Origin of the sequence: Actinomadura geliboluensis (genome assembly GCF_043197915.1) — a bacterium.
Lineage (GTDB): Bacteria > Actinomycetota > Actinomycetes > Streptosporangiales > Streptosporangiaceae > Spirillospora > Spirillospora geliboluensis.
In genome coordinates, this window is the sequence record NZ_JBICUA010000005.1 from 530,173 (window position 1) to 542,397 (window position 12,225).

General features: G+C 71.5%; 14 protein-coding genes. 9 read left to right on the plus strand and 5 right to left on the minus strand.

Annotated features, from left to right (window positions below):
* Window positions 1–4: 4 nt before the first annotated feature.
* The 4 genes from ACGFI1_RS19965 (at window position 5) to ACGFI1_RS19980 (ending at window position 2,182) form a co-directional block, all read left to right on the plus strand.
* Window positions 5–454, plus strand: a complete 450-nt coding sequence (locus ACGFI1_RS19965; protein WP_240808379.1) for a helix-turn-helix domain-containing protein — start codon at window positions 5–7, stop codon at window positions 452–454.
* Window positions 451–861, plus strand: coding sequence for a hypothetical protein (locus ACGFI1_RS19970; RefSeq protein ID WP_138640262.1), 411 nt, complete (start codon window positions 451–453; stop codon window positions 859–861). Before ACGFI1_RS19965 ends, ACGFI1_RS19970 begins: the two co-directional genes overlap by 4 nt.
* A 207-nt stretch (window positions 862–1,068) precedes the next feature.
* Window positions 1,069–1,434, plus strand: a complete 366-nt coding sequence (locus tag ACGFI1_RS19975) for a DUF2516 family protein (protein ID WP_240808380.1) — start codon at window positions 1,069–1,071, stop codon at window positions 1,432–1,434.
* 16 nt (window positions 1,435–1,450) lie between these two features.
* The gene (locus ACGFI1_RS19980) at window positions 1,451–2,182 is read left to right on the plus strand and encodes an alanyl-tRNA editing protein (RefSeq protein WP_392786942.1); all 732 of its coding nucleotides are present in this window, start codon (window positions 1,451–1,453) and stop codon (window positions 2,180–2,182) included.
* 85 nt (window positions 2,183–2,267) lie between these two features.
* On the opposite strand, the gene ACGFI1_RS19985 is transcribed toward ACGFI1_RS19980, so the two are convergent.
* Window positions 2,268–2,912, minus strand: a complete 645-nt coding sequence (locus ACGFI1_RS19985; protein WP_392786944.1) for a TetR family transcriptional regulator — start codon at window positions 2,910–2,912, stop codon at window positions 2,268–2,270.
* Between the two features lie 71 nt (window positions 2,913–2,983).
* Here ACGFI1_RS19985 and ACGFI1_RS19990 point away from each other — a divergent pair, with 71 nt between their 5' ends.
* The 3 genes from ACGFI1_RS19990 (at window position 2,984) to ACGFI1_RS20000 (ending at window position 7,078) form a co-directional block, all read left to right on the plus strand.
* Window positions 2,984–5,305, plus strand: a complete 2,322-nt coding sequence (locus ACGFI1_RS19990; RefSeq protein ID WP_386870850.1) for an MMPL family transporter — start codon at window positions 2,984–2,986, stop codon at window positions 5,303–5,305.
* A 56-nt stretch (window positions 5,306–5,361) separates the two neighbouring features.
* A complete protein-coding gene (locus ACGFI1_RS19995; protein WP_138640776.1) occupies window positions 5,362–6,411 on the plus strand; it encodes a type III polyketide synthase in 1,050 nt (349 codons plus the stop codon).
* Between the two features lie 97 nt (window positions 6,412–6,508).
* On the plus strand, window positions 6,509–7,078 hold the full coding sequence (locus tag ACGFI1_RS20000; protein WP_392786947.1) for an isoprenylcysteine carboxyl methyltransferase family protein: 570 nt from the start codon (window positions 6,509–6,511) through the stop codon (window positions 7,076–7,078).
* A gap of 268 nt (window positions 7,079–7,346) precedes the next feature.
* Here the strand turns inward: ACGFI1_RS20000 and ACGFI1_RS20005 are convergent, their stop codons facing one another.
* The 4 genes from ACGFI1_RS20005 to ACGFI1_RS20020 form a co-directional block, all read right to left on the minus strand.
* Window positions 7,347–7,886, minus strand: a complete 540-nt coding sequence (locus tag ACGFI1_RS20005; RefSeq protein ID WP_301177564.1) for a hypothetical protein — start codon at window positions 7,884–7,886, stop codon at window positions 7,347–7,349.
* Window positions 7,887–7,980: 94 nt separating this feature from the next.
* A complete protein-coding gene (locus tag ACGFI1_RS20010; RefSeq protein ID WP_301177563.1) occupies window positions 7,981–8,370 on the minus strand; it encodes a hypothetical protein in 390 nt (129 codons plus the stop codon).
* A complete protein-coding gene (locus ACGFI1_RS20015) occupies window positions 8,367–8,606 on the minus strand; it encodes a hypothetical protein (protein WP_089328625.1) in 240 nt (79 codons plus the stop codon). The genes ACGFI1_RS20010 and ACGFI1_RS20015 overlap by 4 nt, the downstream gene beginning before the upstream one ends.
* 248 nt (window positions 8,607–8,854) lie before the next feature.
* Window positions 8,855–9,679, minus strand: coding sequence for an aldo/keto reductase (locus tag ACGFI1_RS20020; RefSeq protein ID WP_392786949.1), 825 nt, complete (start codon window positions 9,677–9,679; stop codon window positions 8,855–8,857).
* A 298-nt stretch (window positions 9,680–9,977) separates the two neighbouring features.
* On the opposite strand from ACGFI1_RS20020, the gene ACGFI1_RS20025 reads away from it, so the two are divergent.
* Entirely contained in the window at window positions 9,978–11,132 is a 1,155-nt protein-coding gene (locus ACGFI1_RS20025) for a Cmx/CmrA family chloramphenicol efflux MFS transporter (protein ID WP_392786952.1), read from the plus strand.
* Between the two features lie 163 nt (window positions 11,133–11,295).
* Window positions 11,296–12,030: a TioE family transcriptional regulator gene (locus ACGFI1_RS20030; protein ID WP_392786954.1), complete on the plus strand. Its 735-nt coding sequence runs from the start codon at window positions 11,296–11,298 to the stop codon at window positions 12,028–12,030.
* The last annotated feature ends 195 nt before the right edge of the window (window positions 12,031–12,225 follow it).

Consider the following 12,225-nt stretch of genomic DNA (forward strand, 5'->3'; position numbering starts at 1 on the left):
AGACATGGCAAGTTCGAAGGTCGGCTCCATCGGGGAGTACATCCGGGAACAGCGCACGCGCGCGAAGATCTCGCTGCGCCAGCTCGCGGACGTCTCGGGCATCTCCAACCCGTACCTGAGCCAGATCGAGCGCGGCCTGCGCAAGCCGAGCGCCGAGATCCTGCAGCAGATCGCCAAGGGGCTGCGGATCTCCGCCGAGGCGCTGTACGTGCAGGCCGGCATCCTTGAGGACCGCGAGGCCGACACCGACGTGATGGCGGCCGTCCGGGCCGACCTCCTGCTCACCGAGCGGCAGAAGCAGGTCCTGCTCGACATCTACGCGTCGTTCCTCAAGGAGAACGAGGCCACCGGAGCGACCGGCACCGGGTTCGCCGACGCGGCGGCCCGGGACGACCGGGACGCGCCGGAACCATCAGAGCCGCATGATTCCCATGGAAAGGAAGAGGTCGGATGACGCTGGCCAGCAACCTCCGAGAGAACAAGGCCGTCTACACCGTGGCCGGCGCCGGCGACTTCGCGGTCGAGAAGCTCCGTGAGGTCCCCGGGCAGGTGGACCGCTACCGCGAGCAGGTCCGCGAGACCGTGGACCGCTACCGCGGCGAGGTCTCCCGCTACCAGCAGCGCGTCGAGGCCAAGGACCTGCCGGGCGCCGCGGTCGCGTACGCCACGCACTTCGGCACCCGCGCCGTCGAGTTCATCGACGAGCTCACCGAGCGGGGCCGCAAGGTCGTGAACCGCGAGGCCGTCCAGGTCGCCGAGATCACCGAGCCCGAGCCGAAGCCCGCCGCCCGGACCCGCACCGCGCCGCAGCGCCGCGCCAACGGGACCGCCCGGCAGAGCCGCACCACCGCGAAGAAGTAACGGCGCCGCCGTGAGGGGCCCGGCCGGGAACATCCGGCCGGGCTCCTTCGTCTGTTCCAGCAGGTCGGCGCGCGGCCGTCCGCCCCTCTGGACAGTGCGCATAGGGTTGGGGTGGAAGACGCCGTGTGAGCCGGCGAGCCATGTGAGCGACGAGCCGTGTGCGCGACGAAGAGTCGCCGTCCGAGACGAGCAGGAGCGCTGATAGCCGTGGAGGGCTTCAATGTGCTGGACTACTTCTTCTGGCTGCTGCTGATCATCGCCTTCGTGATGGAGGCGTGGGCGCTGATCGACTCGCTGACCGTGCCCGAGGGCGCCTACGCCGCGGCGGGCAAGTGGCGCAAGCGGCTCTGGATGATCGTGCTGATCGTCGCGACGGTCGTCGGCGCCGCGTACGCGGTCGCGCCGGCGGCGCTCGGCGCCAGCCCCATCGCGCTGCTGATCGGCATCCTGCCGGTCGCCGCGTTCATCGCCGCCGCCGTCTACCTGGCGGACGTCCGGCCCGCCGTCGCCCCGTACAAGAAGAAGAACGGCGGCCGCGGCGGTTCCCGATCCGGCCCCTACGGACCCTGGTGACCTCTACCGTGAGGCCATGAGCGAGACCCTCGGACGCACCACCCGGCTGGAACTGGACGATCAGGCGCTGCGCGACTGGGAGGCCGTCGTCCTCGACGCGGGCCCGGACGGCATCGTCCTCGACCGCTCCGCCTTCTACCCCGGCGGCGGCGGGCAGCCGCCGGACCACGGCGTCCTGCTGTGGCAGGGCGTCCAGACCCGGATCGCGGGCGTCCGCAAGGGCGACGACCTGGTCCTCATCCCGGTGGAGGACGACCCGGTCCCGCCCGCCGGCACCGTCGTCCAGGCCGCCGTCGAGGACGACCGCCGCACCGCCCTGATGCGCACCCACTCCGGCCTGCACCTGCTGTGCGGGGTGGTGTTCCGCGACTACGGCTGCCTCGTCACCGGCGGCAACATGGAGCCGCTGACGGCTCGCATGGACTTCGACCTCCGCGAGGTCCCGCCCGGTTTCAAACAGGCCGTCGAGGACGCCTGCAACGCCGAGGTCGAGGCCGACCGGCGCATCGACATCAGGACGCTGCCGCGCGCCGAGGCGTTCGAGATCCCCGACATCATCCGCACCGCGACGAACCTGGTGCCGCCGGAGGTGGCGGACGTCCGGATCGTCGACATCGTCGGGCTCGACACGCAGGCCGACGGCGGCACCCATGTCGGCTCCACCAAGCAGATCGGCCGGATCACGGTCGCCAAGGTCGAGAACAAGGGCCGCGGCTTCCGCCGCCTCCGCATCAAGATCACCGACTAGCCGGGCCGTGAGCCGGGTACCGGCGGCGGGCGCCTCCGCCGCCGGCACCCGGGGTTCGGGGACGGCGCTCTAGGGTGACGGCGCTCTAGGGTGACGGCCGCGACAGCGCGTCGACCGAGACCAGGCCGTGCTCCACGATGTCGACCGCGCGGTCGAGGGCCGTCCGCATCGACAGGGGGTCGTAGCCCTCGCGGCGGCAGTGCGCGACGACCGCCTGCATGCCGCCGATCGCGATGCCGGACGCGGCGACCGCGTCGATCTCGGAGATGCCGGGGCACAGCTCGCGCAGCAGCGCCTCGATCACCTCCTGGGCGTCGGTCATCCGCTGGAGCGCGCGGGCCCGCAGCGCGGGGCGCTCCAGGACGAGGGCGATCTGCACGGGCCCGTAGTCGCGGTGCTCCGCCACGACCGCGTTGAGGACGTCCACGATGCTGCGCCGGATCGTCTCCATCGGGGTCTCGCCCGGGGTGCGGCGCAGCCGTTCGGAGACCTCGGCCAGCCGGTCGTCGATCTCGGCGAAGACCACGTCCTCCTTGGACGGGAAGTAGCTGAAGAACGTGCGCGGGGCGACGTCGGCGGCGGCGGCGATGTCGGCGATCGTCGTCTCCTCGTAGCCGCGCTCGGCGAACAGGCGCAGCGCGGCGGTCGCGATGGCCTGCCGGGTGCGCAGCTTCTTGCGCTCGCGCAGGCTCGGCCGCTCCGTCTCCTCGCCGCCGTTCGCCTCGTCCATGTGACGCACGTTACCACCATTGCAAAGTTGCACGTATTGCAAATCTGCACCGATGGGTGTTCTCTGCGGACATGGCGCGATTCCTGGACGCACTGGGGCGTCTCTGCGTGCGGCGGCGGCGCACCGTGTTCGAGCTGTGGGTCGCCGTCATCCTCGGCGCCGGCGTCCTCGGCCTGACGCACGGCGGCATGTTCGTCCAGCAGAGCACGCTGCCCGGCACCGAGACGCAGCGCGCCATCGACGCCCTCCACCAGGACTTCCCGGCGATGACCGGGCCGACCGCGACCGTCGTGTTCCACGAGACCCGCGCCGCGAGCCCGGCGGACTGGCGGGTCGCGCTCACCATCGGCCGGTCGATCGAGAACATCGGCGCGCTGAAGCGCGTCGCGTTCGTCGAGAACCCCTACGCGCAGGGCATGGGCGGGCTGAAGGACGACAACGCGGTCGTCGTCCGGCTGAACCTCACCGGCACGATGAGCGACATCTCGCACGCCGACCTCGACGCGCTGAACCGCGCCGTCGAGCCCGCCCGGATGGCGGGCCTGGAGGTGAAGTTCGGCGGCATCACCGCGATGATCCTCAACCAGCCGAAGGGCGGGCCGCAGGAGGGCGTCGGGATCGTCCTCGCGCTGGTCGTGCTGCTGCTGGCGTTCGGGTCCTACCTCGCGGCGGGCATCCCGATCCTGGTGTCGCTGTGCGGGATGGCCGTCGCCTACTCGCTGATCCACTTCTCCGCGTCGCTGTTCCAGATCGCGCCGACCGCGCCTATGGTCGCCGCCATGCTCGGCATCGGCGCCGGGATCGACTACGCGCTGTTCATCGTCACCCGGTACCGGCAGCAGCTCGCCGAGGGCGACGACGTCGAGACCGCGGTCGGCCGGGCCATGGCGCACTCCGGGCACGCCGTGGTCTTCGCCGGCGGCACCGTCGTGTTCGCGATCTGCGGGCTGTTCCTGTCCGGGATCGAGTTCATCGGGCGGATCGGGATCGCCACCGCGCTCGCCGTCGCCGTCATGGTCGTCGCCGCGCTGACGCTGCTGCCCGCCCTGCTGGGCGCGCTCGGCACCCGCATCGACCGGTACCGGCTGCCGCGCGTCCGGCCCGACCGCAGCTCGCGTCGCTGGACGGCGTGGGGGCGCCATGTCGACCGGCACGCCTGGCCGTACGCGATCGTCGCGACGCTCGTCCTGCTGGCGCTGTCGATCCCGACGCTCAGCCTGCGGTTCGGCGTGATGGCGGACAGCATGTCGTCGCCGAAGATGGAGGCCAGGCAGGCGTACGACATCGTCGCCCGCGAGTTCGGCGCCGGGCATTACAGCCCGTTCGTCGTCGTCGCGAAGGTGCCGGGGGAGGAGCAGCGCGCCAAACCGAAGCGGGTCGTGCCCACGGTGGACGGGCGGGAGGGCCTGTCCGGCCTGACGGGGCCGTCCGGGGCGAGGCCGTCCCCGTCCCCGTCGCCCGCCCTCCCGAAGGGAGCGCCGGACCAGACGAAGAAGCCCGACAAGGACGCCGTCCTCATCGGCCAAGAGCTCCAGCGGCGGCTGTCGGAGGCGCCCGGCGTCGTCTTCGCCGCCGCGCCCGTCGTGACCGGGAAGACGGCGATCGTGCAGGTCACCCCGCGTGACGCGCCGCACGCCGAATCGACCACCGAACTCGTCCGGCACCTGCGGGACGTGGAGATCGCCGCCGTCCGGGACGCTAATCCCGGCGCCGAGATCTACCTGGGCGGCGAGAACCCGGCGATCATCGACGTGGCCGCCACGGTCGGGGACCGCATGCTCACCGTCGTCGTCGCGGTCGTCGGCGTCGCGCTGCTGCTGCTCGTCATCGCGTTCCGCTCGATCATCGTGCCGGTGAAGGCGGCGCTGATGAACCTGCTGTCGATCGGGGCGTCGTTCGGCGTCGTCACCGCCGTGTTCCAGTGGGGCTGGGGCGTCGAGTTGCTCGGCGTCGACCAGGCCATCCCGATCATGTCGTTCATCCCGCTGTTCATGTTCGCGCTGATCTTCGGGCTGTCCATGGACTACGAGGTCTTCCTGCTGTCGCGGATCAGGGAGGAGTACGACCGGACCGGTGACCCGCACGAGTCGGTGGTCGTCGGGATCGGGGCGACCGCCCGGCTCATCACCTCGGCCGCGCTCATCATGATCTTCGTGTTCGCGAGCTTCGTCGCGCAGCCGGACCCGACGGTGAAGATGATGGCGGTCGGCCTCGCGGTCGCGGTGGCGATGGACGCCACGATCGTCCGGCTCGTCCTCGTCCCGGCGCTGATGAGCCTGCTCGGCCACGCGAACTGGTGGTGGCCGGGACGCGGCCGCCCGGCCGTGCCCCCGGCCCCGCAGCCGCCCCCGGAACCGGTCGCCGAGCAGCTGGAACTTGAGTTGACGACCTGACGGCGAGTGTTCTCCGAAGCGCCGGGTACGTGCTGTGGCGACAGTCGGGGGGCCTCATGCGCGTCGCTGCAGTACGGACGGTCGTGCCGGAGCATCACTACGACCAGGACCAGATCACCCGTGCCGTCGTGGAGCGCGCCGCCGCGAAGGAGCAGATCGTCCGGCGCCTCCATGCCGCCACCCAGGTCACCGGGCGCCGCCTCGCCCTGCCCATCGACGAGTACGTGAAGCTCGACGGCTTCACCGAGGCCAACTCCGTCTACATCGAGACGGCGGTCGAACTGGCGGCACGGGCGGTCGGCGACGTGCTCGACGGCGCCGGGCTCTCCCCGCATGACGTGGACCACATCGTCTTCTGCTCCTCGACCGGGGTGGCGACGCCCTCGCTGGACGCCCGCGTCGCGCAGCGCGTCGGCCTGCGCGAGGACATCACCCGCGTGCCGATGTTCGGCCTCGGCTGCGCGGCGGGCGCCGCCGGGCTGTCCCGCGTGGCCGACTACCTGCGCGGCCGCCCCGAGCGGGTGGCGGTGCTGGTGTGCGTCGAGCTGTGCTCCCTGACCGTGCAGCGCGACGACAGCTCCATGGCGAACCTCGTGGCCAGCGGCCTGTTCGGCGACGGCGCCGCCGCGGTCGTGGCGCTCGGCGATCACCGCGACACCGCTGGGCACCGGGGGCCGCGGGTGGTCGCGAGCCGCAGCAGGCTCTACCCCGGCACCGAGCGCCTCATGGGCTGGGACGTCGGCGACCACGGCCTCCGCGTCGTCCTGGCCGCCGACCTCGTCGCCCACGTCGAGGCCACCCTGGCAGGCGACGTGACCTCCTTCCTGGACGATCACGGGCTCGCCCCGGACCGGGTCCCGTCGTGGGTCTGCCACCCCGGCGGCCCGAAGGTGATCGAGGCCATCGAGCGGGAGCTCGCGCTGGAGCCGGGCGCGCTCGACATCACCTGGGAGTCGCTGCGGACGCACGGAAACCTGTCCTCGGTGTCGGTGCTGAACGTGCTGGAGGAGACGATCGCCCGGCGCCGTCCGCCCGACGGCACCCCCGGTCTGCTGATGGCGCTCGGGCCGGGATTCTCCGCCGAACTAGTCCTGCTGCGCTGGTGAGGCGAGTGAACCGCGGGTGGCGCGTGAACCGCGGGGGGCGCGTGAACCGCGGGGGGCGCGGGGGCGCGCGAAGTTTGGGTCGCGTGCCGACCGCTCGGTGAACCGGTACGGCGTACTGATCGGGCTCGTCGCCGCCGAGCGGCTGGCAGAGCTGGCCGTAGCGCGCCGCAACCGCGCCTGGGCGCGGCGGAGCGGCGGCGTTGAGCACGGCCGGCGGCACTATCCGCTGATCGCTGCCGCCCATGCCGGTCTGCTGGGCGGGGCGCTGCTGGAGGCCCGTCTTGGGCGGAGCCGGTTCGTCCCGCCGCTCGGCTGGCCGATGCTGGCGGTGGCGCTGTCGGCGCAGGCGCTGCGCTGGTGGTGCATCGCCAGCCTGGGGAAACGGTGGAACACCCGGGTCATTGTGGTGCCCGGCGTGCCACTCGTGGAGCGCGGCCCGTATCGCCGCCTGCGGCACCCCAACTACGTGGCGGTCGTCGCAGAGGGGGTTGCTCTGCCGCTCGTCCACACCGCTTGGCGTACTTCGCTGCTGTTCACAGCGGCGAACCTGTGCCTGCTCAGGCTGCGCATCAGGGTCGAAAACGAGGCACTCGGCCACACAGGAACAGCAGAGACGCGAACCCGGCAAGGATCAGCTGGACGGTCTGCGGCCGTGGCGCGGGGTTGAACATCGGCCTTCCAGGGTGTGGCGGCGAGATGAGCCCGTTCTCGGTGTCGCCACTCGGTCGGCCGCTGCATTTAGGCGTTCGCCGTCACCCCGAAGAAGGCGCCGTGCCCCAGGGGGCCGCTGACCTCCAAGCCGCGCGGATGCAGATGGGCCTGTCCCTCAGCTGGCACCCTGCCTGATCGCCGAGCGGTACGGGCAACGCACAGCCACTTCCACTACGGGCCTGCTTACGTGCGCTGGGGGCGTCGGACGAGGGGCGGGCGCTCGGTCATGGCGAGACGGCCGTGCGCGTCCGGCTCGTCCGCTCTGTGCCCTTCTCGCGGAACGCCGTGCCGGCGGCCTTCCCGTGGAGTTCCTCCAGGAGTGCGATCTGGGCGGCCGCGCGGTCGAGGAGGGTGCGCAACTGCTCGGCGTCCAGTGCCGGCTCCCGGTCGGCGATGGCGAGAAGGGTGCGCCACCCGGCCGCCTTGCCCTCGACGGCCAACCGGAGCGCCTCCATCTCCACGAGATCGCTGAGCGGCGAGCGGGTCGCCACCCGGCCGTTGAGCTTCAGGCGGCCGCCCTTCTCCGCCGCCCACACCGCCATGCTCTTGAACCGGCGGGGCGGCATCCCGAGCGAGCGCAGGATCGACAGCAGCGCCCCGCGGTCGGCGGCGATGTCGGCGGCGAGGCGCCGCAGCAGGTCGGCGTCGTCCGTGTCACGATGCGAGCGCGCGACGCGGCGGGCCAAGGCCACGCCACCGGCGGCCGCGGCCAGATGGTCGGTCAGATAGATGTGCAGCAATCCCTGGCTGCCACGTGTCCCCATGCGGCCCCCGTACCCCGGCCTGGCCGCGTAAACGACTCGGCCGACGCGGACGGCGGGGTCGATGCTGGCGGCGTGGTCCTGCGGGGCGGCGGGGTTAAGGGATCTGCTCGACGCGGACGCCGGGGACGGCCTCGTAGACGTCGGGGTCGGCGGTGATCAGCGGCCACCGGCGCCAGCGCGCCGACCAGGCGGCCTGGGCGGCGTCTATGCCGAGGTTGGGGATCGTGGTGACGAGCAGGCCGGTCTGCTGCGCGATCACGTCGTCGAGGTCGTCCACGTGGACGACCTGCATGCCGGGGAGCCGCTCCAGGACGGTGCGGCCGTGGTCGGGGACGATCTGCCACGCGCGGGCGAGCGCGGTGGCGGGTATCACGATGGTGGCGTGCTGGGCGATGGACGCGCGGAGCCGGGCGCGGACGTAGATCGTCTTGCCGGTGGCGAGGTCCAGGAGTGCGGTCGCGTCGAAGACGTGACCGGTGATCACGCGACGTCCCTGCGGTCCGGCGTGCCGCGTTCGACGAGGCGATCGACCATCGCCTGCTCGTCGGGGCTCGGCGGTCCGAACAGGTCGTCGATGGTCGAGGCGTCCCGCAGGTAGGCCAGCTTGAGGCGCGCGCCGTCCGCGAGGAACCCGGACACCGAGGCGATCTTCTTGTCCTCGGCGAGGCCCTGGAGCGTGGCGGCAAGCTCGTCCGGGAGCGTGATGTTGAGTCTCGCCATGGCGCACACAATACACACTCGGATGCCTTCCAGTGTGTACTGGTCGGGTTAGACCGGCGTGCCTGGTCTGGGTGGGCGGCAGCGGGAAAGGCCCCGCAACCCGTGCAGCACCTCCGCGTCGCCGCTCGGTTTCCCGCACCACCTCAGCCTCGCAGGGCTGGCTCTGGGAGCGCCGGGGTGGGTTCCGCTTCTCGTCCGCCAGGCGCGGCAACACGGGCGTGTCTCTCCTGGTCAACGGCTGACTGCTTCTATTGGTTGGCGGCGTCGAGCCGGGCTCGCTGCTGGTCGGTGAGTTGCAGGTCGGCCGCGGCGACGTTCTCCTCCAGGTGCGTGATCGACGCCGTCCCCGGGATGGGCAGGACGACCGGCGAACGGCCGAGCAGCCACGCGAGGGCCACCTGGGCCGGGGTGGCGTCGAGTTCGGCGGCCACGGCGGCGACCTCGCCGGCCGTGGTCGCGGGCAGGACGGGCCGCCATGGCAGGAAGGCGATCCCCGCCGCCGTGCAGGCGTCGAGCACCGGGTCGTGCTCGCGGTCGAGCAGGTTGTAGCGGTTCTGGACGCTCGCGATGTCGACGATCCGCCGCGCTTCGTCCAGTTCGGCGACCGTGACCTCGGACAGCCCGATGTGACCGATCTTGCCCTCGTCCCGGAGATCGCGGAGCGCCCCCACCTGGTCGGCGAGCGGCACCTCCGGGTCGATGCGGTGCAGCTGAAGCAGTTCTAGCCGATCGGTGCGCAGCCGGCGCAGGGCCCGCTCGACCTGGTCCCGAAGTACCTCCGGCCGCCCGCACAGCGCCGCTTCGCGCGGCGGCTCCGGCGGGACGACGCCCACCTTCGTCGTGACGAGGACGTCGTCCGGGAAAGGGTGCAGGGCCTCGACGAGCAACTCCTCGTTGGCGCCCCAGCCGTACAGGTAGGCCGTGTCGATCAGCGTGACGCCGAGTTCGACGGCTCGCCGCGCCACCGCCACCGAGTTCGCCCGCACCTCCGCCGGACCGGTCGGCAACTGCATGGCCCCGAACCCGAGCCGCCCCACCTCGATGGAGTCCCCGATGCGGAAGGTGTCAGACATGTCCCGGCATTCCCCCTCATGATCAACGTACAGCCTTATCAACGCTGCCCAGTAGAGGCGATCGGCCCGCGGGTAGTGCGGGGGTAATTGATGTGCGTTGGGTGAGCGTGGCTGAGTATCGTCTGGAACATGGTGAGCCCCGAGGCATCCAAGACGGGGGCTTTCGGTCACCCGTCAGCCCCCTGAACCACTGAAGCCATCCGGCCCGGACGGCCGCTGCGAGCGGCCGGGGCCGCTCTTGGGCTGAGCGCGGTGACGAGACGACTCGTCCTATCCCGCCTCACCTCGGAGCCAAGCGGTGCCTCTTCCGCTCTACCTGCTCGCCGTGGCGGTCTTCGCCATGGGCACCTCGGAGTTCATGCTCGCCGGCCTGCTGCCGGACATCGCCGCCGACCTCGGCGTCCCCGTCGGGACCGCCGGCCTGCTGACCTCCGCGTTCGCGCTCGGCATGGTCGTGGGCGCGCCGCTGATGGCGGCGGTCGCACGCGCCTGGCCGCGGCGGTCCGGCCTCGTCGGCTTCATCTGCCTGTTCCTCGCGGCGCACGCCGTCGGCGCCGTCACCGAGAGCTTCCCGGTGCTGGTCGCGACCCGGGTCGTCGCCGCGCTCGCGAACGCCGGGTTCCTCGCGGTCGCGCTGACGACGGCGGCCGCGCTCGTGCCGGGCGACCGGAAGGGACGCGCGCTGGCCGTCCTGCTGTCCGGCACGACTGCCGCCACCATCGCCGGGGTCCCGGGCGGTGCCGTCCTCGGCACGCTGCTCGGCTGGCGGGCCACCTTCTGGGCCGTCGCCGTCCTGTGCCTGCCCTCCGCCATCGGCGTACTGCGGGGCCTTCCCCCGCAGACCGGACGGCCGGACGAGGCGAATGGCCCCGAGCTGCGGGTCGAACTCGCGCAGCTGCGGAGGCCGCGGCTGATCCTCGTGATGCTGCTCGGCGCGCTGGTGAACGCCGCGACCTTCGGGACCTTCACCTTTCTCGCGCCCATCGTCACCGGTACCGCCGGGCTGGCGCCGATCTGGGTGTCCGCCGTCCTGGTGCTGTTCGGCCTCGGCTCCTTCGTCGGCGTCACCACCGCCGGACACCTGTCAGACGAGCATCCCGGTCTCGTCATCGCGGTCGGCGGGCCGCTTCTGCTGCTGGGATGGCTTGCCCTCGGCACCTTCGCCGCCAACCCGGTCGCGCTGCTCGGCCTTGTGTTCGTGCAGGGGACGCTTTCGTTCGCTCTCGGGAGCACGCTGATCGCACGCGTCCTCTACGAGGCGGCGGGGGCGCCGACCATGGGCGGTTCGTATGCGACGGCGGCGCTCAACGTCGGTGCCGTCGCGGGACCGCTCGCCGCCGCCGCAGCGCTCGGCACCGGCCTCGGCGACCTCGGCCCGGTCTGGACGAGCGGCATCCTCGTCGCGGCCGCCCTGCTACTGGCCCTGTCATTCAGGCGCGTCTTGGCGAGGTAGATACGGCCTCACTTGGTTGCAGCCGCTCCCCGATGGCCTCTCGCGGTGGGGACGGGGAGCGGTTCACCAGGCTGACCGCTGAATTCCATCCCTGAAGTTTTGTTGATACTTTCAGGGTGATGAACGGAGAGCCGTACCGCAAAGCCTCAAACAGGTGATCTGATTGCGTCCGTTCGATCTCGCGCGGGAGCATGGCATCTCGGCGCAGGCCGTCCGCAACTACGAGCGGGACGGGTTCATTCCGGCCGCGCGGCGTTCCGCCAGTGGCTACCGCATCTACACCGAGGCGCATGCCGCTGCTCTCCGCGCCTACCTTTCCCTTGTGCAGGCCCTCGGATACGCGGCGGCCGGCCAGATCATGACCGCGCTCCACGACGACCGGCTGGACGACGCGCTGACCGCCATCGACCGTGCCCATCATCAACTCCTTCGTGACCGGGAGACCCTCAGTTCGGTGCGGCAGACGGTGGACCACCTGACGGCCGAGGCGGTCGCCATTCCAGACCGCTCGGAAATCGCCGCCATCGAGTCCATCGGGGATCTCGCCCACCGGCTCGGCGTCACCACGGCCACCCTGCGCAACTGGGAGGACGCCGGAATCGTCGTCCCCGAACGCGACCCCGCCACCGGATACCGCGTCTACCGCGCGACCGACGTCCGCGATGCCGAGTTGGCCCATCTCCTTCGGCGCGGGGGATATCTGCTGGAGCACATCGCCGCCGTGGTCCACCAGATTCGGACCGCCGGCGGCACCGATGCGCTGTCCCGTTCCCTGGACGACTGGCAGCGGAAACTGACCGCGCGGGGACTTGCGATGCTCAAGGCGTCCGCCCTGCTCAACGACTACCTGAACTTGCTCGACACCGACGCGCCCGCGACGACCCCCGCGCCCAGCTAATAGGAGCCCTTGCCATCAGTCGCCGGGATCACCTCACCTTGAGCTAATTCCAACTTCATTGGCCCTGGTGGTGAAGGGTGAGGATGGCTTGGACGGTGGCGGTGAGGCGGCTGGGTGAGCAGCGGGCCTTGCGCAGCACGTGCCAGCATTTGAGCGTGGCGGCACCGCGCTCGCCGAGCGCGCGGATCTTGGCGT